The sequence below is a fragment of the Microbispora triticiradicis genome (assembly GCF_005864065.1).
Classification (GTDB): Bacteria; Actinomycetota; Actinomycetes; order Streptosporangiales; family Streptosporangiaceae; genus Microbispora; species Microbispora triticiradicis.
Genome location: NZ_VANP01000007.1, coordinates 1 through 21793, shown reverse-complemented (window position 1 = coordinate 21793; position 21793 = coordinate 1). Strand labels below are relative to the sequence as shown.

The following is a 21793-nucleotide window of genomic DNA, read 5'->3' as shown; positions in this document are numbered from 1 at the left end:
ACGGGAGGAAGCTACTGAGAGCCGATCAACCCGTCCACGCACCTGTGGTGAAATTTCCGACATTGATTGCCATGACTGGCGCGGCGACCGCCAGGTAGGCCATCATCACCCACGGCTTCCTGCTCCCGGCGACGCCCACCGTGACGTAGAGCGGCCACCACAGCAGCGAGGCGCGCCCGATCGACATGTAGAACGACGACATGGCGAGCAGCGCCACCGCCTGTGGCGCCAGATAGGCGACGTCGGCCCAGTTCCGCCGGACCAGCATCCAGAGGATCAGGACGACCAGCACGAGCCCGGCGATGATGTCCTCACGGTACGCCGTGGTGAGGATGGGCTCGTCGATCGATCTGTTCCAGGTGTTGATGAACGCGGTCCAGGGCGCCTCGGGGTAACGCCCCCAGTACTGCGCCTCCGCCGCCTTCCAGGCCATCAGGTCGCCGGTGCGGTGCCACAGATAGAGCATGTACGCCAGCACCGGCAGGCCCGGGACGACCATCCAGGGAGCAGTCCGCCACCCGGTCGAGCGCAGGCCGTTCGCGGAGAAGAGGAACATCACCGCGAGGCCCGCGGCCAGGAAGAGACCGGAGATGCGCACCGACGCGGCGAAGGCGGCGCACAGGGCCGCCGACTCCCACCTGCCGTTGCGGGCCAGCAGCCAGGCCGGGACGGCCAGCGCGAGGAAGGGCGCCTCGGAGTATCCGGCCAGCAGGAACGTGGCGAACGGGCTGAGGAAGAAGGCCAGCACCACCCAGGTGCCGCTGCCCTCGCGGTACGACTCGCCCAGCCGGTGCAGGGCCACCGCGACGACGGCGCTCGCGACGAACGACACCAGCACGATCGCCAGGTCCCAGTTCGGGATGACCAGGTGCAGCGACCGCAGGAACATCGGCAGGCCGGGGAAGAACGCCACCAGCTTCGGCGCGTCCGGCATGCCCGGCGTGCCGTCGTACCCGTACTGCGCGATGGCGATGAAGTTCTCGGCGTCCCAGGGCGTGAGCCGGTCGAGCATCGGCGCCTCGGTGCGTCCCGGGGCCGCGAGGACCATGTAGATGTAGGTCCCGATGTGCCAGAAGAACCAGATCAGCAGAGCCGTGGCGTCACCGGGGCGGCCGGGCCACCGCCATCCGCGGCTCTCCCGCTCCGAGCGCGGTCCCTCCGTCTGCTCACCGGTCGCGGTGCCATCCGGAACGTCCACGGGCGTCCCCTTCGCCGATTCCTCGACAACGCCCTGCTCCCGGTCGGCCCCGGCCTGCTGGATCTCAGTCACGAGCACCTATGCAATACGTCATGGACAGTCCCTGCCAAGGTAAGCATGCCGGGTTTTGTCGTCAGACGGTCAAAAAAGTCGTCGGACCCGGTCCGACCGGCCGCGGCCGGTGAAACTTTCACCGGCGGGCCCCCGGGCCACCTGCCACCGGCACGCGCCCTTACCGGCGATTTACCATGACTGGGTGTACTGGGACGGGTTCACGGCGATGGAGCAGGACGTGCGCGCCGTCGTCGGCGATCCCCGCTGGACGCTTCTTCCCCCGCTCACGCGGGCGCACACGCTCGCCCAGCGCGCGCTGCTGACCCCGGACGGGTCCCGGTGGCTCTTCGGCGCGCATGCCCGCTGGTACCGGCTCGACCGGGTGGACGGCCGCTGGCACCTCTCGGCTCCCCCGCTGCACCCGGCGATCCGGTCCGACGCCCGGCCGCACCCGCCGGGCGTGGCGATCCCGCCCGCCCTGGTCCCGGCCGGGCCCGACTTCGCCTACGACCGCGGGTCCACCCAGGCGTTCGTCGGCCCGGACGTGCCGCACGAGATCACCGAACGGCTCCGGGCGCTGCTGCTCGCCCACCGGGGGCTGCGCCGGGAGGACTTCCCGCTGAGCGGCGCCTACCGGGAGATCTTCGCCCGCGACGTCGCGAGCACGGTGGCCGCCGTGTGGGGCACGATCATGTGGTGCGCGTACGCCCCGGCGTTCGACGGCAACGAGGTCATGCTCTCGATGTTCGGCGAGTTCCTGGCCCGCCCGCTGCCGGGGGACGACTGGGTGCGCTGGCTGCCCCTGGGTTCGCTCGACGCGCTCGTGGCCCTCTACGCGGAGCGGATGCGCTCCGGCGCGCAGCAGGCGGGCCTGCGACTGGCCGGGCTGATGGCCGAGACCGCCACCGTGCTGCGCGCCGACGCCCGGTTCCGCCCGCGCGCCGAGGCGCTGATCGCGATGGCCGAGCCACTGCTCGCCAGCCCCTGGCTGGACCACCACGCCCTCCCCGGCGGCGCCGTACGGCAGGCCTGGCTGGCGCGCTGCCCGCCGCACCTCGTCTCCGCGACGCTCCCCGAGTGGGCGCCCGGCGAGCACTTCCGGCACACGTTGTACGACCTGGTCGAGGCCCTCGCCTACACCGCCTCGCGCGGGATGGACCCGCGGGCCGTGGCGGCCGCGCTGCTCGCCGCGGACGTCGCGGGCGTCTGCGGCGTCTCGGAGCCCGCCTGGGCCCCCGGGTCCTCCGGCACCGCGCGGGTGGTCACCGCCCTGTATCCGTGGATGGACGACGAACAGCGGCAGGCTCTCTATCTCGCGCTCGCCGATCCCGCCCACCCGCTGCGGGGGTGCTGGCCGGCGGGCGGAGTGCTGCCGGCCGCGCTGCTGCCGCCCGACCGGACGACGGCCGCCGCCCTGCTCGGGTCCGCGTACGCGACGGGGCTGGCGTGGTGCGCGCTGACCGGCACGCCCGCGCCGCCCGAGGGCTTCGCGGTGCCCGCCGCCGTGGTCCAGTGCCTGATCCACCAGCGGGACGACCCGCGCCCGCAGGAGCCGCGGGCGGAGCACAGGGCTGACCTGGAGGAGTCCGGGGCCTGGCTGTTCGAAACGTCAAATTCGGATATTTCATCCTTACCTCCGCTTTAGCAATCCCTTCCCTCCATCACCGTCCTTTTCATCGAATCGTGATCTCGGAATCGGGGAAATGGTCACCGAGGGACACGAGGTACGGGTCGGGAATGGTCACGATGGGCCATGTCGCGGTGGAGTACCCGGACGTAACCTCGTGATGGGTGTGGGCTGCGGAAGGAAGGACGACGCGGTGGGGCACGACGATCTGGACTCCCGGGTCCACGACCGTGTCGCGTTGGACGAGATCGCGCTCTACGCCGAGGTACTGGAGGCCGTGAACATCACGGAGAACCGGCTGACCTTGGAAGAGCTCGACAACGCGCTCGGCTTGCGGACTTCGGCGAGCCACTGAAGAACTGAGAGCATGGTCCGTCCCGGGCGTCCTGATGCGCCCGGGGCGGCTTGCTCCGTTGACCCGTACCGGCCCGCCGAGGAGCTGTCGATCCCGCCGGGTCCGTTCAGGACCGTACGAGGCGGGCGATGGCGGCCGAGGCCTCCCTGATCTTCTCGTCGGCCTCCGGACCGCCGCTCTTGACGGCGTCGGCCACACAGTGGCCGATGTGATCCTCCAGCAGGCCGAGGGCCACCGCCTGAAGGGCGCGGGTGGCCGCCGAGACCTGGGTGAGGATGTCGATGCAGTAGGCCTCTTCGTCCACCATCCGCTGCAACCCCCGGATCTGTCCCTCGATCCGGCGCAGGCGGGTGAGGTAGGCCTGTTTGTCCCCGCTGTACCCGTGCATCCTTCAACGATACCCGGCGCGGGTATGAACCGGTGTGCTCCTCCGCGGGCGCCCGGAGCTGCACGATCGCCTGTCCGGGGCATCGTTTGTCATGTGCAATCATGGACGGACGGGTCCCGGCGGCTCCCGGATCCGCCAGGACGGGACGAGCCGAGGCGAACAGAGGCGAGCGCGAGTGGAACGGGGACGGTACGGAGAGCCCGAGACCTTCTCGATGCTCACCGTCCTCCAGGACCACGTCGTCGTCATCCACATGTACGGCGAGCTCGATCTGATCGCGGCTCCCGCCCTGCGCGCCCGCCTCGCCGAGGCGGTCGGGCTGCGCAACCCGCCCCGCATCGTGGTCGACGCGGAGGCCCTCACCTTCTGCGACTCCACCGGGCTGAGCGTCCTCATGGGGGCGCTGCCCGCCGTCCGGTCGGTCGGCGGGGACCTGGCGCTCAGCAACGCGCACGGACGCTTCGCGCGAATGCTCAGGATCACCGGCCTCGACTCGGAACTCCCGGTCCACGACTCCGTCGCCTCCGCCGCCGCCTTCCTCACCGGCCCCGAAGCCTAGGTCGGACTCCCCGTGCCCGTCAGTCGCGGGAGCGGAGGCCGTACATGAGTTCCTCCCAGCGGGCGGCGACGCCGGACGCGGCGTGGCCCGAGGCGCTCTCCAGCGCGCCCGCCGCGAGGGCCATCCGGCGGCGCTCGTCGTCGACGAGGGTGAGCAGCGCGCCGGCGAGTGACTCGACGCCGTCCTCCCCCTCGGCGACCAGCACGCTGTCGAGCCCGGGGCGGAGGAACTCGGCCGGACCGCGCGGCCCGGCGTAGCCGACGACCGGCACCCCGCAGCTGAGCGCCTCGATCACGGCCATGCCCTGGGCCTCCTGCCGGGACGGCGCCACCACGACCGACGCCTTGGCGAACTCTCCGGGCAGGTCGGGGGTCGCGCCCATGAAGTACACGTGATTGTGCAGGGCGAGATCGCGGACGAGGGCGCGCAGCCGCCGCTCCTCCGGACCTCCGCCGTACAGCCGAAGCCGCCAGTCGGGCCGTTTGTCCGCGACGATCGCGAAGGCGCGCACCAGCTCGTCGTACGACTTGCCGGGCACGAGCCTGCCGCCCGCGCTGACGATCCGGTTGTCCATGCGCGACCGCGGCCAGGGCCCCTGCGGCAGGGCGTCCGGGATGACGTGAACCGACAGGTCGTCGTCGAGCAGGCGCGCCCACTCGTCCCGGCGGCCGGGGGTGGTGGTGACCACCGCGTCCAGACGGGGATAGAAGCGGCGGATCGGGCCGGGAACCGAGGGCCTGTTCCACTCCCGGGCGATGCGGACGACTCCGCGCGGCGCGTGCCGGGCGGCCTGCACGCCCAGTGACGGCCGGGTGGTGACCAGGACGTCGGCGCGCAGCCCGCGCAGCGTCCGCCACAGCGCCACCTCGGTGCGCACCTGGCCCCGCGGCAGCAGGTGGTGGACGCCGGGCCGGGCGTCCACGAGCCAGCGCAGCGCCACCCGGCGGTCCACCGGGAAGAACGGCGTCTCCCTGGTGCGCCGGATGCTCACCACCTCCACCTCGTGCCGTGCGGCCAGCCCTCCCGCGAGGTTCAGGACGGCCCGCACGTCGCCGCGCATGCCGTACGCCGACGGGAGCACGAAGGCGACTCTCACACCCCCACCTCCAGGAGCAGGTCGTCGCCGGAGGTGAAGCTGGGCCTGACCGGCACGCCGTCCACGAGGGCGCGCGGATAGTGGACGCGGCGGCGCTTGCCCTCGACGTCGTCTAGGCGGGCGCTCAGCGGCAGCACGCGCTCCAGGCCGTCCACCTCCAGGTACGGCTGCCACGTGCCCTGCGAGCCGGGCGTGGCGGCCAGCACGTCGCACAGCGAGAGCGCGGCGTGGAAGCGGACGCCCTGGACGGTGGCGGAGGACCGCAGGGTCGCGGCCGGGTCGCCGTGCCGCAGCGTGAGCGTGGCCCGCCGTTGCTGGTCGTCGTCGTCGAAACCCGTGTACGCCAGCAGGCCCGTCACCTCGAACCGCCCCTCACGGAACCACACCGCCCGGATGTCCGCGGCCGGCTCCGCCTGGTCTATCTTCAGCGCCAGATATCCGTTACGCGTGCGATAGGCGCGGTACGCGAGGGTGCGCCGCCCGAGCGCGTACGCGTCGAGGCGGTCGAGCGAGAAACCGGGGTCGACGCTCTGGATCCGGGTGCGGGGCCCGTCCTGTTCGAGGTAGGCGTCCCAGCGGCCAGGTTCGAGATCGAGTGGCGCGAGCGAGATCGCGACGCTGGCGTCCCTCGTCTTCCTGCCGGAGGCACCCAGCGTGACGTGCCGTTCCTCACCGGTGCCCCGCTGCCGCAGGACGAGCCGGGTGCCGTCCACGAGCGGCTGTTCGATTGCCAGCCGCAGGGAGAGGACGTCGGCCAGGGTGACCTCCGCGTCGCTGACGACAACACCCACCGTGCCGCCCCCTCCCCGTCGATTGAGCCAACGTTGAGGTTACCGTGATTCTCCTGTTATGTGGAGAAAGCGTTTGCCGACTCTTCACTGAAACATGTATGTATCACTCGTTCTGACGGAGAAACTCCACAAAATGTGCGATCCGTCAGCAAAGAATTCGTTAACCCTGCTTGACGGATTTGATGAGGAGCTGGGCGACGTCGACGACCTCGATCGACTCCTTGGCCTGACCGGCGTTCTTCTTCTCGTTGATCGCGTCGCCGAGCATGACGAGGCAGAACGGGCATGCGGTGGAGACGGTGTCGGGATCGGTGGTCAGCGCCTCGTCCACCCGTTCGGTGTTGATTCGCTTGCCGATGCGCTCTTCCATCCACATACGCGCGCCCCCGGCGCCGCAGCAGAAACCGCGATCCCCGCAGCGGTGCATCTCCTGGGTCGTGACCCCGGGCACCTTGGCCATGATGTCGCGCGGCTGGGCGTACACCTTGTTGTGGCGGCCGAGGAAACACGGGTCGTGGTAGGTGATCTTCTCCTCGATCGGGGTGATCGGCGTGAGCCGGCCCTCCTCGACCAGGCGCGCCAGCAACTGCGTGTGGTGCACCACCTCGTAGTGCCCGCCGAGCTGCGGGTATTCGTTGGCCAGCGTGTTGAAGCAGTGCGGGCAGGTCGCGACGATCTTCTTGACGCCGGCCTCGTTCAGCGTCTCGACGTTCTGCTGCGCGAGCATGCTGAACAGGAACTCCATGCCCAGGCGCCGGGCGGGGTCTCCCGAGCACGCCTCCATCGGCCCGAGCACGCCGAACTTCACACCCGCGATGTGCAGCAGCTCCGCGACGGCCTTGGTGGTCTTCTTCGCCCGGTCCTCCAGGGCCCCGGCGCAGCCGACCCAGAACAGGTACTCCACGTCCTCGGGCATCTTCTCGTCGACGAGGGTGACCTCGAAGTCGAGCTCCTCGATCCAGTCGGCGCGCTTCATCTCGGACATGCCCCACGGGTTGCCCTTGTTCTCCAGGTTCTTGAGCATCACCCCCGCCTCGGACGGGAACGACGACTCGATCATCACCTGGTAGCGGCGCATGTCGAGGATGTGGTCGATGTGCTCGATGTCCACCGGGCACTGCTCGACGCAGGCGCCGCAGTTCGTGCAGGACCACAGCACGTCGGGATGGATGACCCCGTCCTCGCCGACCAGCGGCTTGTCCAGCAGGGCCAGCACGTCCTGCGACAGGCTCTCCTTCTCCTTCTCCCCCGCCAGCAGGTAGGGCGCGACCGCGAAGGCGTGGTCGCGCTGGTCGAGGATGAGCATCTTGGGCGACAGCGGCTTGCCGGTGTTCCACGCCGGGCACTGGGACTGGCAGCGTCCGCACTCGGTGCAGGTGTAGAAGTCCAGGAACCCCTTCCAGGACGTGTCGGCGATCTTGCCGCGGCCGAACACGTCCGTCTCGGGGTCGGCCTCCTCGAAGTCCAGCACCTTGCCGTCGCTGCGCATCGGCTGGGCCGGGCCGAGGCCGTCCGGGCGGCGGGAGAACAGCACGTTCAACGGCGCGGTGAAGATGTGCAGGTGCTTGGAGTTCACCACGATGACGAGGAACACCAGCATGACGCCGATGTGCAGCAGCAGGCCCGCGGCCTCCAGCCCCTCACTGTCGGGCAGGATCTTCGCCACCGCCTGTGAGGCGAAGGCCCCCGACCGGTAGGGGAAGTTGCCGGTGTTGACGGCCGCCCCCCGGAACAGGAACATCGTCCAGATCACATTGAAGATCATGAACAGGATGAGCCAGGCGCCGCCCAGATGCGACCCGGAGAACCGGGAGCCGCGGCCCAGCTTCTTCGGCGAGTTCTTCACGCGGATGACCGCGAAGGCGATCAGCCCGATCAGCGCGGCGACCGCGATGAAGTCCTGCAGGAAGCCCAGCACCGGCCAGGTCCCGATCAACGGGATGCGGAAGTCCGGCGTGCCGGTGACCGCGCCCTGGACGAGCGCGCCGTACGCCTCCAGGTAGACCGAGGCGAGGATGAAGAAGGCCCACATCACGAAGAAGTGCGCGGTGCCCGACGGCGTCCACTTGAGCAGCTTGCGCTGGCCGAACACCTCCACAAGCTGCGCTTTGACCTCCGCGCCGGCGTGCTGCCGGGCGTACTCGATCCGCTCCGGGGCCGGCTGACCACTGGTCGCGAGCCGGTAGAGGAACAGCACACGCCGGCCCGCCAGCGCGACCGCGGCGGCGGTCGCGACGAGGCCGGCTATCGCTATCGCTACCCAGAGCACGAGCCCTCCCGCTTTCAACGTCGGCTGCCACCATAAGCACGCGGCGCCTTCACCGGGACGGCCGGGGGCCGGCCCTGTGGAAAACCCGCTTCCCGCATGGTACCGACGAGTAACATATGCCTGTCACGCCATCGGCGTGGCGCGCGTCACAGCGTTCCCGCGGCACCAGACTAGAACGAAGCTCTACCCGAACGCATGCGGGGCCCCACCTGACCTGCCGGCACCGGTGACGCCTGTCCCGGTGCTCATCCGTCCAGGTAACGCTGCACCACCGGGGCCAGCAGCGCGACGAGTTCCTCGATGTCCGCCGACGCCATCGGCTCCATCCCGAGGATGTACCTGATCATCACCACGCCGAACATCTGGGCGAAGGCGGCCTCGGCCCGCAGCGGCGGGACGCCGAGCGCCTCGGCCACCCGGCCCAGGATCGCGGTGCCGAAGAACTCCCGGATCATGCCGACGGCCTGCTCGTTCACCATCGCCGTCCGCATCACCCCGAGCACCCGCTCCCGCGCCGCGGGGTCCGCCGTCATCGTGAGGATGAAGCGGACGATCCGCTCCCCGATCTCCTCGCGCGGCCCCGCGAGAAGCATGGGGACGACCGTCGAGGGGTCCGCGGGGAGCTCCATGGCCGCGACGAACATGCCCTCCTTGTTGTCGAAATAGTGGTGGAGGAGGGCGGGGTCGACGCCGGCCTCGCGGGCGATGCCCCGGATCGTGGCCTTGTCGAACCCCTTCTCCGCGAAGACCCTGCGCGCCGCGGCCAGGATCTCCCCACGTGTGTCCGCCGTGCCGGGACGCCGGCCCGGCCGCCGCGGCCGCCGGCCGCCTCCCGACACCTCCGGGACTTCGGTGGTCACGGTCAGCCCCTGCGTCCCACCGCGAGGTACACGCGCATGGGCACGGTGAGCCTGCCGCCGGGGAACACGCGGCCGAGTTCGGCGCGCTCCCGGGCGATCAGGTCCGCCACCACGTCGCCGTCCATGCTGGCCATGTAGGAGTGCGTACGCAGGTCGGTGAGGAAGTCCTCCAGCGGCACCGACCTGGTCCAGGTGACCCAGGTCTCGGCCACGTCGAGGCCGGCGCCCGCACCGTCGAGACCGCCGCCCGACATGGCCGCGGCGAGGGGCGGCATGCTCCACCCGGGCAGCACCGGCCCGATGTACCCGGGGCAGGACTCGGCGAGCCGCACCTGGTTGGCCGCCAGCCAGTCGGCCTTGCCGGGGTCCACGCTGTTCCACCATCCCGCGACCGCGCCGCCCGCCCGGGTCACCCGTACGGCCTCGGCGACCGACAGCGCGGGGTCGAGCCAGTGCCACGACTGGGCGTAGGTGACGAGGTCGGCGACACCCGCGCGAAAGGGCAGGTCGTCGCCGTTCGCCAGGATCGCCGGGCAGGTCGTGCGGGCCCGGAGACGGGCCAGCATCCGCTCGCCCCGGTCGACGGCGACGACCCGGGCGCCGCGGTCGAGCAGCCCCCGGGTCGAGATGCCGGTGCCCGCCCCCACGTCGATCACCGTCGCGCCGTCGAGCCGGATGCCCGACAGTTCCTCCAGAGCGAGGTAGAGGGCCTCCGGATAGTGCGGCCTGGCCGCGTCGTACTCCTCCGAGACGCGGTCGAACACCCGGTGGCTGCCGGTCAGCCGTTCGTTCATGAGGCCGTCGTTCATGAGGCGGTCGAGGAGGCGGCGAAGTGGTGCCTGGCGAACGCGAGCGCCTCGGTGAGGTCCTCGATCCGCTCGGTGCGGCTGGCCGCCCTGCGCGTGTTGATCTCCAGGACGATCAATCCGCGGTATCCGCTCCCGGCCAGGCGCTCCAGCATCGGGGCGCACGGCTGCGTCCCCCGGCCCGGGACCAGGTGCTCGTCCTTGTTGGTGGTGCCCAGGCCGTCGGCCAGATGCAGGTGGGCCAGCCGGTCGCCGAGCTTGGTGGCCATCTCCATCGCGTCCGTGCCGGACACCGCCGTGTGGGACAGGTCGAGCGTCACGTCGGGGAAGTCGTAGTCGACCGGGTTCCAGTCCGGCGCGTACGGCACGACCTCGTTGCCCCTCGCCCGCAGCGGGAACATGTTCTCCACCGCGAAGACGACGTCGGTCTCGTCGCGCATCCTCGCCAGGCCCTTCTCGAACTCCTTGGCGTAGTCGCGCTGCCAGCGGAAGGGCGGGTGGACGACGACCGTCCGCGCGCCCAGCCGTTCGGCCGCCTCGCGGGCCCTGCGCAGCTTCGCCCAGGGGTCGCGCCCCCACACCCGCTGGGTCACCAGCAGACAGGGCGCGTGTATGGCCAGGACCGGGATCTGGTAGTGGTCGCGCAGCCGCTGGAGGACCTCGACGTCCTGACTGACCGGGTCCTGTCCCACCATGATCTCTACGCCGTCGTACCCGAGCCTGGCGGCCAGTTCGAAGGCGTCCGGGGTACGTTCCGGGTACACCGACGCGGTCGACAACGCCACCTCGCCGCTGGGCACGCGGATGTCACTCATGAGGCCAGCCTCCCCTGGCGACCCCCGGGCACGATCCAGTCCCGTGGCCGTGGCCGTCCGTTCGCTCCCTGCGCCCGTTCACGGATCCAGCCTAAGCCGCACCCGCGCCGCGCGCCGCTTCGCCACAATCAACTACCCAAGGTCGCGAACTAATGTGGGGCGCATGGCACGGATCGTGAGCGGGGCCGTACCCAGCCCGAACATCTGGAACACCCCCCAGGTCTACGAGCTGGAGAACCGCGCCGTCGGGCCGGCGGGCGCCGTCGAGGCCGCGATGCGGGCCGTACGGCCGTGGGACGGCGCGACGGTGCTCGACATCGGCTGCGGCACGGGCTTCCACCTGCCGGCGCTCGCCGCGTCCGCGGGGAGGGTGGTGGGCGTGGAGCCGCACGGCGGCCTCGCCGCCAGGGCGGCCGCCCGCTGCGCGTCGCTGCCCAACGTCGCGGTGCGCACCGGTACCGCGCAGGCGCTGCCGGTGCCCGACTCGTCGGCGGACGTCGCGATGGCGCGCTGGGCGTACTTCTTCGGCCCGGGGTGCGAGCCCGGGCTGCGCGAGCTGGGACGGGTGCTGCGCCGGGGCGGCGTGGCGTTCGTCGTGGACGTGGACGCCTCCCGCGACGCCTTCGGCCGCTGGTTCCGCCGGTCGCTGCCGTCGTACTCCCCCGAGGCCGTGGAGCGCTTCTGGTCGCGGCAGGGCTGGCGGCGCGAGCCGCTGGACCTGCGCATGACCTTCGAGTCGCGGGCCGACCTGGAGGCGGTCCTGCGCATCGAGTTCACCCCCGAGGTGGCCGAGGCCGCGCTGCGGGAGAGCGAGGGCCTGGAGATCGCCTACCCGAACGTCCTCAGGTGGCGGGAATTCTGAGCTCCGCCCTTGACCTTGTCACCGGCGTCAACCTTTACCGTCGTGCCCGGAGGCGGGCGGGCCGAGGAGGAGACCGATGCGGATCGGCGAGCTGGCCCGGCGCGCGGGTGTGAGCACCCGGGCGCTGCGCTACTACGAGCAGCAGGGCCTCATCCGGTCACGCCGCTCGGCGAACGGCTATCGGGAGTACGACGAGTCGGACGTCCGGCTCGTCACCGAGATCCGCGCCCTGATGGCGGTGGGCTTCACCCTGGAGGACGCCCGGCCGTTCGTGGACTGCCTCAGGTCGGGGCATCCGTCGGGAGGCTCCTGCCCGGAGTCGGTCGCGGTGTACCGGCGCAAGCTGGCCGAGATCGACGACCGGATCCGGGACCTGCTGGCCCGCCGCGCCGAGGTGGCCGCCCAGCTCACCGACGCCTGCCCCGGCTGCCTGGTGACACGACGAGGAGAATCATGATCACGTTGACCGCGGAGAACTTCGACGAGCAGGTGCTGCGCAGCGGCACACCGGTGCTGGTGGACTTCTGGACCGACTGGTGCCCGCCCTGCAAGATGATCGCCCCGATCCTGGAGGAGATCGACGCCGAGCTCGGCGACCGGCTCACGGTGGCCAAGCTCAACGCCGACGACCACCCCGAGATCGCGCGGCGTTACAACGTCCTCGGCTTTCCCACCCTGAACCTCTACCGGGACGGCGAGGTCGTGCGGCAGATCGTCGGTGCCAAGCCCAAGCGCCTGCTGCTCGCCGACCTCGCGGACCATCTGTGATCCCAGGGGCGGCTTATATAAGCGTTGACTTTTATAAGCCGCCCTCGGCATAGTGGGCCCGTGCACGCATTCGACGCGCTGGGGGATCCGGTGCGGCGCCGGATCCTGGAGCTGCTCAGCGATGGGGAGCAGACGTCGGGCGCCGTCACCGCCGCCGTCCGCGCCGAGTTCGGGATCTCGCAGCCCGCGGTCTCCCAGCACCTGCGGGTGCTCCGCGAGTCGGGGCTGACATCCGTACGGGCGGAGGGCACGCGGCGGCTGTACGCCGTCGAGACGGCGCCGCTGCGGGAGATCGACGCGTGGCTCGACCGGTTCCGCGGCTTCTGGCAGCAGCGGCTCGACGCGCTCGACACGGAACTGGCGCGGGGGAAACGGGAGCGGCGGCTCCGGCAGGAGCCCGGCGGCGCCGATGGCCGGCACATGTCCCAGCACGAGGTCCACGACGTAGAGGAAGAGCGGCAATGAGCGACTTCATCGACGAGATCAACGAGGTTCACCGCGCGGTCGGCACGCGCGACCTGGCGGAGGGCGAGGCCCGTACGGTGCTGCTGCGGCGCACCTACGACGCCGCGGTGGAGGACGTGTGGGACGCCTGCACCGACCCCGAGCGGATCGGCCGCTGGTTCCTTCCGGTGACCGGCGAGCTGAAGCTCGGCGGGCACTACCAGCTCCAGGGCAACGCGGGCGGGGAGATCCTGCGGTGCGAGCCGCCGCGGCTGCTGCGGGTGAGCTGGCTGTTCGGCGAGAACCCCGGCTTCAGCGAGGTCGAGGTGCGGCTCACCCCGGAGGGCGGCGAGCGCACCGTGTTCGAGCTGGAGCACGTCGCCGTGGTGCCGGCGGAGTTCTGGGACCGGTTCGGGCCGGGGGCCACCGGAGTGGGCTGGGACCTGGCGCTGCTCGGGCTCGGGCTGCACCTGCGGGGCAACATGATCGACGACCCCTCGGCGTGGGAGCAGTCGGACGAGGCTCGCGCCCTCATGACGCACAGCAGCGCGGCGTGGGGCGAGGCGTACCTGGCCTCCGGCGCGCCGGAGGACGTGGTGAACGCCGCGGTCGCCGGCACCACCGCCTTCTACGTACCGGAGAAGCCGGAGGGCTGAGTCGTGTCCTGCGGGCCGGCTTCGGGGGCGTCTCCGGATCGGCTTCGGGCGGCTTCGGGGGCGGACTGTCGGCGGCGACCGGTAGCCTCCCGCACGTGAGCAGGGCAGCGAAACCGGCGTACCGGTGCGGCGAGTGCGGCTGGACCACGGTCAAGTGGGTCGGCAGATGCGGGGAGTGCCAGGCGTGGGGCACGGTCGAGGAGGCCGGGGCCCGGCAGGGCGTCCACGTGGTCAAGCCGGGTGCGGTCACCGCGCCGGCGGTGCCCATCGGCCAGGTCAAGGCCGAGGTGGTGAGCGCGCGGACGACGGGCGTGCCCGAACTCGACCGCGTGCTCGGCGGTGGCATGGTCCCCGGTGCGGTCGTGCTTCTCGCCGGGGAGCCCGGCATCGGCAAGTCGACGCTGCTCCTGGAGGCCGCCGCCCGCACCGCGCAGGGTGAGACCGTCCTCTACGTGACCGGCGAGGAGTCCGCGGCCCAGGTGCGCATGCGCGCCGACCGCATCGGCGCGATCGAGGACCGGCTCTATCTAGCGGCCGAGACCGACCTGTCCGCGCTGGTGGCCCACGTGGACAAGGTGCGGCCCGGCCTGCTGATCGTCGACTCGGTGCAGACGATCGGCTCGGCCGACGTCTCGGGTGTGCCCGGCGGCGTGACCCAGGTCAGGGAGGTCGCGGGCAACCTGGTCCGCCTCGCCAAGGAGCGGGCCATGACGACCGTGCTCGTCGGCCATGTCACCAAGGACGGCACGATCGCCGGCCCCCGCGTGCTGGAGCACCTGGTGGACGTCGTCCTCCACTTCGAGGGCGACCGCAACTCGCGGCTGCGGCTGGTGCGCGCGGTGAAGAACCGCTTCGGCCCGATCGACGAGGTCGGCTGCTTCGACCTGAACGAGCGCGGGATCACCGGGATCTCCGACCCGAGCGGGCTGTTCGTCTCGCGCCATCCCGAGCCGGTGCCGGGCACCTGTGTCACCGTCACCATCGAGGGCACCCGGCCGCTTCCGGCGGAGCTTCAGGCCCTGGTAGGCCCCACCGAGGCCCCGCAACCCCGCCGCACCTCCTCGGGCCTCGACTCCTACCGTGTGGCGATGGTGCTCGCCGTCATCGAGCGGCGGCTGCGCGCGAAGATCGGCAAGTGTGACGTCTTCACGGCGACCGTGGGCGGGATCCGGCTGACCGACCCGGCCGTCGACCTCGCGCTGATGCTGTCGGTCGTGAGCGCGGCCGGCGACCAGGCGCTGCCCTCGGGGCTCGTCGTGCTCGGCGAGGTCGGCCTCGCCGGTGAGCTGCGGCCCGTACGGGACGTGCGGCGGCGGCTGGCCGAGGCGGCGCGGCTGGGTTTCACCCGGGCCCTGGTGCCGTCCGGCTCGCTGGAGGAGGAATCCCCCCGGCTGGACAACGCGGCGAGCCGCGGCCGCCTCGTGGCGCTGCGCTCGCCGGTCGGCCGCACCACCTCCTTCGCGCCGGGCTTCGAGGTGACGGAGGTCGAGAACGTCTGGGACGCCCTCAACCACATGAGCTGAGCCGGGACGGGGTGCGGTGGGGTGCGCTGTGCCACAGGTGAGCATGACGTCACGCGGGTAAACTGAGGCCCTCATCGAGCCCTCGAGGGGGCTTCGACCGGCCGGCCGCGGAGCGTATCGCGGACCTCGCGCGGCGAGGACCGGTAGACAGACGATCCCACGGAGACGATCGGGCGAGCCCACCGAGGTGCATGTGCTGGACAACGACAAGGCGGCCGACGAGCGCAGACGGGCCGTGCTCGCCACGCTCGCCCCGGGGACGGCGCTGCGCGACGGCCTGGAGCGCATCCTGCGCGGTCACACCGGCGGCCTGATCGTGCTCGGCTACGACCGCACCGTCGAGGACATCTGCACGGGCGGGTTCACCCTCGACGTCGAGTTCTCCGCGACCCGCCTCCGCGAACTGGCCAAGATGGACGGCGCGATCGTGCTCGACGTGGCCCAGCTCAGGATCGTGCGGGCGGCCGTGCATCTCGTGCCGGACCCGGCGATCCCCACCAACGAGTCCGGCACCCGGCACCGTACGGCCCAGCGGGTGGCCAGGCAGACGTCGCTCCCGGTCATCGCGATCAGCAAGTCCATGCGGATCATCGCGCTCTACCTCGACGGCATCCGCTACGTGCTGGAGGAGTCGGCCGCGATCCTGTCCAAGGCCAACCAGGCCCTCGCCACGCTCGAACGCTACAAGATGCGGCTCGACGAGGTCTCCGGCGCGTTGTCGGCCCTGGAGATCGAGGATCTGGTCACGGTCCGCGACGTGGCGGTCGTGGTGCAGCGCCTGGAGATGGTCCGCCGCATCGCCCGGGAGATCGAGGGGTACGTCGTCGAGCTCGGCACCGACGGGCGGCTGCTGTCCCTCCAGCTCGACGAGCTGTTCGCCGGGGTGGAGACCGACCACCGGCAGATCATCCGCGACTACGTCCCCGGCTCGCTCGGCGCGCGCCCGTACGGCGACGGCGACGCGATACGCGAGCTCGACGAGCTGTCCTCCGGCGACCTGCTCGACCTGGCGAAGGTGGCCCAGATCCTGGGCCACCACGGCACCGAGGCCCTCGACACACCGGTCAGCCCCCGCGGCTTCCGCCTGCTGACCCGGGTCCCCCGGCTGCCCGGCGCGATCGTCGACCGGCTCGTCGACCACTTCGGCGGCCTGCAGAAGCTGCTGGCGGCCACCACCGACGACCTCCAGGCCGTCGGCGGCGTGGGCGAGACCCGGGCCCGCAGCGTCCGCGAGGGCCTGTCCCGTCTCGCCGAGTCGTCCATCCTGGAGCGCTATCTCTGACCCGCGTCCCGGCGGAGTCAACGCAGGTGGAAGACGACCTTCGGGCTCTTGAGCCGGCCCGCGTGCGCGGTCGCGACGTACGTCCCGGGATCGGCGGCCGACCGCTTACCGGCGCAGGTGGTGCCCGAGCGGTGGCGGTCCCACCGGACCGTGCGGACGAAGGGGATCCCCCGCTCCAGCGCCTGCCGGTCCACACCGTCTCCCGCCACGCAGTCGGCGGTCGACCACACCCGCTCGCCGCCCGACAGCACCCGCATCTCCAGGGTGCGCGGCCCCACGTCCACCGTGCACTCGACCCTGCCCGTGCTCACGACCGTCAGCAGGAAGGTCGGCGCGGTGTCCTTGCCGTACACGTCCTGCCCGCTCTGCAGGGCGAGCACGAGGTCCTTCTCGTCGCAGGGGTCGCCGGGACGGCGGGGCCTGCCGGGCGTGGGCGAGGCCGAGCCCGGCGCCGACGGGGACGGTTGCCCCGGGATCGCGGCCGAGCCGGCCGTCTTCGCGGGCAGGCCCGCGGGGAGCGAGACCACCAGCCGGTCTGAGGGCGTCGTCCTGACGACGGCGGCGGTGTCGTCCGATCGTCCCGAGGCACTGCTGCACGCCCATGCCACGACCGCCACCACGACGAGCATCCCCGTGAGCACCGACACCCGGCGGCGCCAGTAGACGTCCGCCCCCTCGACGCCCACGTCACCACGGAAAGTGTCCGGATCCATACGGACAGTATGGGGAGACGTGGCGCGGCAGGGGAAACAACGCGCCGTGTCAGGCGCTTTCCCAGGTCATCGGCCTGCCGGTCCTTTCCGGACTTGGACGGCGATGCGCGGCATCGGCCCGGCGGAGAACGCTGCCCTGCCACGCGCGGCGGGGTCGGTCGGTAGGGTCGGGGCTGTGTCAGCCTCCCTGCGTGAACCCATCCTCGACTGGTACGCCGAGCACAACCGCGACCTGCCCTGGCGGCGCCCCGAGGCGACGCCGTGGGGCATCCTGGTGAGCGAGATCATGCTCCAGCAGACGCCCGTCGCCCGGGTGCTGCCCGTGTGGACCGAGTGGATGGAGCGCTGGCCCACTCCGGAGGCGCTCGCGAAGGAGTCCCCCGGCGAGTCCGTGCGGCACTGGGGACGGCTCGGCTACCCGCGCAGGGCGCTCAACCTCCACGCCTGCGCGCGCGCCATCACGACGGACCACGGAGGACGGGTGCCGTCCACGTACGACGAGCTCCTGGCCCTGCCCGGGATCGGCGACTACACGGCCGCCGCCGTGGCCAGTTTCGCGTACGGCGGCAGCCACGCCGTGCTGGACACCAACGTGCGGCGGGTGCTGGCCCGGGCCGTCCGGGGCGAGGAGTACCCGCCGAAGGCCCCCACGGCGGCCGAGCGGCGCCTGGCGGAGTCCCTGGTGCCCCCGGTCGGCGCACCGCGCTGGGCCGTCGCCGTGATGGAACTGGGCGCGCTGGTCTGCACGGCGCGGGCGCCGCGGTGCGAGCGCTGCCCGGTCACCTCCCGGTGCGCCTGGCGGCTGGCCGGCCGCCCCGCCCACGACGGCCCGGCGCGTCAGGGCCAGACGTACGCGGGCACCGACCGGCAGTGCCGGGGACGCCTGCTCGCCGTGCTGAGGGAGGCGCACGGCCCGGTGCCGAAGCAGGCGCTGGACGCCGTCTGGGCCGACCACGTGCAGCGGGAGCGCGCCCTGGACGGCCTTCTCGACGACGGCCTGGCGGAGACGCTGCCCGACGGCACCTACCAGTTGCCCTCCTGACCGGCCGGGCGCCCTCCTGACCGGGTCCTCAGGCGGCGAGCTTCAGGCCGAGGGCGGTGAGGTTGCGGCGAGTCCAGTCGAGCTCGTCGGCGAGCTTCGCGACGAGGGCGGCGGGGCCCTTCGCCTTGGGGGTGGTCCCGTGGTGGGCCTCCACCTCCACGTGCGCGGTGCCGTTCACCGCGCCCGAAAGGATCGCGGTGAGCGTGTCGGCGATCACCGGCTGCGTGCTCGGAATCTCCTGGCCGTGGTCGTGCACGTGGCTCAGCTTGACCACGGGCGCACCCGCGAGGGCGAGCCCGCGCAGCGCCGCGTCCGGCTCCTCCGCGCCGCACGACAGGTGGCAGGCGTCCAGGCAGACGCCGAGGTGCTCGGAGTCGATGTCGCACACACGCGCCAGCGCCTGCTCCGTGGTCTCCAGCACGCAACCGGGCCAGGGCTCGAATCCCACCCGGATCGTCTTGCCGGTGACGCTGTAGAGGCCGCGAAGCTCCCGCGACAGCCGTTCGAGGCGGCGGGAGGCGATGGAGTGCAGGTCGGCGGGCCAGTCACGGCGCCAGCCGATGGGAATCGTGGAGATCCCGCCCGACTGCACGTCGTCCGGCAGCAGGAACGCGAGGATCTTCGCCAGCGACATCGTGTAACGGTAGCGCTCCGGCTTGGCCCAGTCGGGCCCCGGCACGTCCTGGTTGCGCCCGCCGGTGCCGTTCAGGCTGACGCACTCCAGGCCGCGCTCCTCCAGCGAGCGGCGCAGCCGCACGAGTTCGATGCGGTCGGCGACCAGGTGGTCGGCCACGGCGGGGGCGAGCCACAGGCCGATGCCCAGCCGCTCGACGCCCAGTCTCCTGCGCACGGGCACCGCGTATCGCGTGAGGTGGGCGATCAGGTTCTCCAGGTCCTCCGCGGGATGTACGCCCGCGTTGTAGGCCAGGTGAACCAGCGTCCCGTCGTCGTGCAACAGGCGCATCAGTGCCTCCAAGGCTTGTGCACTTCCGGACCGCCATTTCACCCACGAGGGGTGTCCCGACCGCATGGGACGCCGGTCCTCTTATCACCGGGATCCACCCGGCCGGACCGAGCCTCTCCCGTACGCCCGGCCCGCCGCGTCCCTCCCGCAGCGGATCTCAGGTACGTCGCGGGAATGACACGAGTGGCCCGTCATGCGCCTCCGGCATGCCGGTGGCGCAGTCTGACTCTACAAAGTGTAGTACTACGTTCGGTGGTGTGATACCGGTTCTCGTCCACTATGTTGCGCGCGTGTTACCTGGATCGCCGGAGCCCCGGCGGCCGCGGTGCTCCGGAACGCCGAAGGGGCGCCCCTCGCGGAGCGCCCCTTCGGGTGGAACAGGTTGTCCGGGCTGTGCCGGCTGTCGCAGGACGGTCAGCGCTGGACCGTCTCCGCGATCGAGGCCGCCGAGTCCGGCACGGACGGGCTCTTGGCCTCGCCCGTGAAGGTGAACTTGGCGTTGTCGCCCTCACCCTCGATGTCGATCTTGACGACCTGGCCCGGCCGCAGCTCGCCGTAGAGGATCTTCTCCGACAGGGTGTCCTCCAGCTCGCGCTGGATCGTCCGGCGCAGCGGACGGGCACCCATCACCGGGTCGTACCCCCGGTCGGCCAGCAGCTGCTTGGCGGCCGACGTCAGTTCCAGGCCCATGTCGCGGTCCTTGAGACGCTCGGCCACCTGGGCGAGCATCAGGTCCACGATCTGGATGATCTCCTTGGGCGTCAGCTGGTGGAAGACCACGATGTCGTCGACACGGTTGAGGAACTCCGGCCGGAAGTGCTGCTTGAGCTCCTCCTGCACCTTCGCCTTCATCCGGTCGTAGTTCGACTCGGTGTCGTCGGACCGGGCGAACCCGACCCCGATGCCCTTGGAGATGTCCCGGGTGCCGAGGTTGGTCGTCATGATGATGACGGTGTTCTTGAAGTCCACCACCCGGCCCTGGGCGTCGGTCAGCCGGCCGTCCTCCAGGATCTGCAGCAGCGAGTTGAAGATGTCCGGGTGGGCCTTCTCGATCTCGTCGAACAGGACGACCGAGAACGGCTTGCGCCGCACCTTCTCGGTCAGCTGGCCGCCCTCCTCGTACCCGACGTAGCCGGGCGGGGAGCCGAACAGCCGCGAGACGGTGTGCTTCTCCATGAACTCGGACATGTCCAGCATGATCAGCGCGTCTTCGTCCCCGAACAGGAACTCCGCCAGCGCCTTGGACAGCTCGGTCTTACCGACTCCGGAGGGGCCGGCGAAGATGAACGAGCCACCGGGACGGCGCGGGTCCTTCAGACCGGCGCGGGTGCGGCGGATCGACCGCGACAGGCCCTTGATGGCGTCGTCCTGACCGATGATCCGCTTGTGCAGCTCGTCCTCCATGCGGAGCAGCCGCTGCGACTCCTCCTCGGTGAGCTTGAAGACCGGGATGCCGGTGGCGGTGGCCAGGACCTCGGCGATGAGCTCCTCGGTGACCTCGGCCACGACGTCCATGTCGCCGGCCTTCCACTCCTTCTCCCGGCGCTCGCGCTTGAGCTGGAGCTGCTTCTCCTGGTCGCGCAGCGCGGCGGCCTTCTCGAAGTCCTGCGCGTCGATCGCGGACTCCTTCTCACGCCGGACGTTCGCGATCTTCTCGTCGTACTCGCGCAGGTCCGGCGGCGCGGTCATCCGGCGGATCCGCATCCGCGAGCCCGCCTCGTCGATCAGGTCGATCGCCTTGTCGGGCAGGAACCGGTCGCTGATGTAGCGGTCGGCCAGCGTCGCCGCGGCCACCAGCGCGCTGTCGGTGATCGACACGCGGTGGTGCGCCTCGTAACGGTCCCGCAGGCCCTTGAGGATCTCGATCGTGTGCGACAGGCTCGGCTCGGCCACCTGGATCGGCTGGAACCGCCGCTCCAGCGCGGCGTCCTTCTCCAGGTGCTTGCGGTACTCGTCCAGCGTCGTGGCGCCGATGGTCTGCAGCTCACCGCGGGCCAGCATCGGCTTGAGGATGCTGGCGGCGTCGATGGCGCCCTCGGCGGCGCCCGCGCCGACGAGCGTGTGCAGCTCGTCGATGAACAGGATGATGTCGCCGCGGGTGCGGATCTCCTTGAGGACCTTCTTCAGGCGTTCCTCGAAGTCGCCGCGGTAGCGCGACCCGGCCACCAGCGCGCCGAGGTCGAGGGTGTAGAGCTGCTTGTCCTTCAGCGTCTCGGGCACCTCACCCTTGACGATCTTCTGGGACAGGCCCTCCACCACCGCGGTCTTGCCCACACCGGGCTCGCCGACCAGCACCGGATTGTTCTTCGTACGGCGCGACAGCACCTGCATGACGCGCTCGATCTCCTTGTCCCGGCCGATCACCGGGTCGAGCTTGCCCTCCCGCGCGGCCTGGGTCAGGTTCCGCCCGAACTGGTCCAGCACCAGCGACGTCGACGGCGCCGACTCCTGCGGCCCGCCCGCCGCCGCCGGCTCCTTGCCCTGGTAACCGTGCAGCAACTGGATGACCTGCTGCCGCACCCGGTTCAAGTCAGCGCCCAGCTTCACCAGCACCTGCGCCGCGACGCCCTCACCCTCCCGGATCAAGCCCAGCAGGATGTGCTCGGTGCCGATGTAGTTGTGCCCAAGCTGCAACGCCTCACGAAGCGACAGCTCGAGCACCTTCTTGGCACGCGGAGTGAAGGGAATGTGCCCCGACGGCGCCGACTGCCCCTGGCCGAT

General features: G+C 71.2%; 22 protein-coding genes. 11 read left to right on the top strand and 11 right to left on the bottom strand.

Annotation, left to right across the window (positions count from 1 at the left end; genetic code table 11):
* Positions 1–25: 25 nt before the first annotated feature.
* Positions 26–1270 (bottom strand): mannosyltransferase family protein, encoded by a 1245-nt coding sequence (locus FED44_RS19150; protein WP_133306019.1) that lies wholly within the window; start codon positions 1268–1270, stop codon positions 26–28.
* 184 nt (positions 1271–1454) lie between these two features.
* On the opposite strand from FED44_RS19150, the gene FED44_RS19145 reads away from it, so the two are divergent.
* Both FED44_RS19145 and FED44_RS35845 read left to right on the top strand, forming a co-directional pair.
* The gene (locus FED44_RS19145; RefSeq protein ID WP_138461515.1) at positions 1455–2897 is read left to right on the top strand and encodes a hypothetical protein; all 1443 of its coding nucleotides are present in this window, start codon (positions 1455–1457) and stop codon (positions 2895–2897) included.
* Positions 2898–3072: 175 nt separating this feature from the next.
* Positions 3073–3234 carry a hypothetical protein gene (locus tag FED44_RS35845; protein ID WP_165900712.1) on the top strand — a complete coding sequence of 54 codons (162 nt, stop codon included), beginning with the start codon at positions 3073–3075 and terminating at the stop codon, positions 3232–3234.
* A 106-nt stretch (positions 3235–3340) separates the two neighbouring features.
* On the opposite strand, the gene FED44_RS19140 is transcribed toward FED44_RS35845, so the two are convergent.
* Positions 3341–3622, bottom strand: a complete 282-nt coding sequence (locus FED44_RS19140) for a metal-sensitive transcriptional regulator (RefSeq protein WP_111701172.1) — start codon at positions 3620–3622, stop codon at positions 3341–3343.
* A 175-nt stretch (positions 3623–3797) separates the two neighbouring features.
* On the opposite strand from FED44_RS19140, the gene FED44_RS19135 reads away from it, so the two are divergent.
* Positions 3798–4181 carry an anti-sigma factor antagonist gene (locus tag FED44_RS19135; protein WP_111701171.1) on the top strand — a complete coding sequence of 128 codons (384 nt, stop codon included), beginning with the start codon at positions 3798–3800 and terminating at the stop codon, positions 4179–4181.
* A 19-nt stretch (positions 4182–4200) separates the two neighbouring features.
* Here the strand turns inward: FED44_RS19135 and FED44_RS19130 are convergent, their stop codons facing one another.
* The 6 genes from FED44_RS19130 to FED44_RS19105 form a co-directional block, all read right to left on the bottom strand.
* A complete protein-coding gene (locus FED44_RS19130) occupies positions 4201–5277 on the bottom strand; it encodes a glycosyltransferase (protein WP_111701170.1) in 1077 nt (358 codons plus the stop codon).
* Positions 5274–6068 carry a hypothetical protein gene (locus FED44_RS19125; RefSeq protein WP_111701169.1) on the bottom strand — a complete coding sequence of 265 codons (795 nt, stop codon included), beginning with the start codon at positions 6066–6068 and terminating at the stop codon, positions 5274–5276. Before FED44_RS19125 ends, FED44_RS19130 begins: the two co-directional genes overlap by 4 nt.
* 160 nt (positions 6069–6228) lie before the next feature.
* On the bottom strand, positions 6229–8337 hold the full coding sequence (locus FED44_RS19120; protein ID WP_138461512.1) for a (Fe-S)-binding protein: 2109 nt from the start codon (positions 8335–8337) through the stop codon (positions 6229–6231).
* Between the two features lie 245 nt (positions 8338–8582).
* Entirely contained in the window at positions 8583–9197 is a 615-nt protein-coding gene (locus FED44_RS19115) for a TetR/AcrR family transcriptional regulator (RefSeq protein WP_208759066.1), read from the bottom strand.
* Between the two features lie 2 nt (positions 9198–9199).
* Positions 9200–9991, bottom strand: a complete 792-nt coding sequence (locus FED44_RS19110) for a class I SAM-dependent methyltransferase (protein ID WP_138461511.1) — start codon at positions 9989–9991, stop codon at positions 9200–9202.
* Positions 9992–10002: 11 nt separating this feature from the next.
* Positions 10003–10818 (bottom strand): sugar phosphate isomerase/epimerase family protein, encoded by an 816-nt coding sequence (locus tag FED44_RS19105; RefSeq protein ID WP_111701166.1) that lies wholly within the window; start codon positions 10816–10818, stop codon positions 10003–10005.
* Between the two features lie 163 nt (positions 10819–10981).
* On the opposite strand from FED44_RS19105, the gene FED44_RS19100 reads away from it, so the two are divergent.
* The 7 genes from FED44_RS19100 (at position 10982) to disA (ending at position 16353) form a co-directional block, all read left to right on the top strand.
* Entirely contained in the window at positions 10982–11680 is a 699-nt protein-coding gene (locus FED44_RS19100) for a class I SAM-dependent methyltransferase (RefSeq protein WP_111701165.1), read from the top strand.
* 76 nt (positions 11681–11756) lie between these two features.
* Positions 11757–12137, top strand: a complete 381-nt coding sequence (locus tag FED44_RS19095; RefSeq protein ID WP_111701164.1) for a MerR family transcriptional regulator — start codon at positions 11757–11759, stop codon at positions 12135–12137.
* On the top strand, positions 12134–12448 hold the full coding sequence (gene trxA, locus FED44_RS19090) for a thioredoxin (protein ID WP_111701163.1): 315 nt from the start codon (positions 12134–12136) through the stop codon (positions 12446–12448). The genes FED44_RS19095 and trxA overlap by 4 nt, the downstream gene beginning before the upstream one ends.
* A 60-nt stretch (positions 12449–12508) precedes the next feature.
* Positions 12509–12913, top strand: a complete 405-nt coding sequence (locus tag FED44_RS19085) for an ArsR/SmtB family transcription factor (protein ID WP_111701162.1) — start codon at positions 12509–12511, stop codon at positions 12911–12913.
* Entirely contained in the window at positions 12910–13548 is a 639-nt protein-coding gene (locus tag FED44_RS19080; RefSeq protein ID WP_111701161.1) for an SRPBCC family protein, read from the top strand. Before FED44_RS19085 ends, FED44_RS19080 begins: the two co-directional genes overlap by 4 nt.
* Before the next feature lie 95 nt (positions 13549–13643).
* The gene (radA, locus tag FED44_RS19075) at positions 13644–15071 is read left to right on the top strand and encodes a DNA repair protein RadA (RefSeq protein WP_111701160.1); all 1428 of its coding nucleotides are present in this window, start codon (positions 13644–13646) and stop codon (positions 15069–15071) included.
* 193 nt (positions 15072–15264) lie between these two features.
* Entirely contained in the window at positions 15265–16353 is a 1089-nt protein-coding gene (disA, locus tag FED44_RS19070; protein ID WP_182875130.1) for a DNA integrity scanning diadenylate cyclase DisA, read from the top strand.
* A gap of 17 nt (positions 16354–16370) precedes the next feature.
* Here the strand turns inward: disA and FED44_RS19065 are convergent, their stop codons facing one another.
* Entirely contained in the window at positions 16371–17066 is a 696-nt protein-coding gene (locus tag FED44_RS19065; protein WP_138461510.1) for a hypothetical protein, read from the bottom strand.
* A gap of 175 nt (positions 17067–17241) precedes the next feature.
* Between FED44_RS19065 and FED44_RS19060 the strand changes: the two genes are divergently transcribed.
* On the top strand, positions 17242–18108 hold the full coding sequence (locus tag FED44_RS19060; protein WP_279633888.1) for an A/G-specific adenine glycosylase: 867 nt from the start codon (positions 17242–17244) through the stop codon (positions 18106–18108).
* Between the two features lie 28 nt (positions 18109–18136).
* Here the strand turns inward: FED44_RS19060 and FED44_RS19055 are convergent, their stop codons facing one another.
* Both FED44_RS19055 and FED44_RS19050 read right to left on the bottom strand, forming a co-directional pair.
* Positions 18137–19072, bottom strand: a complete 936-nt coding sequence (locus tag FED44_RS19055; protein ID WP_111701156.1) for a TIM barrel protein — start codon at positions 19070–19072, stop codon at positions 18137–18139.
* A gap of 414 nt (positions 19073–19486) precedes the next feature.
* Positions 19487–21793 (bottom strand): ATP-dependent Clp protease ATP-binding subunit (locus FED44_RS19050; RefSeq protein WP_138461506.1); only part of this gene is annotated, 2307 nt, incomplete at its 5' end.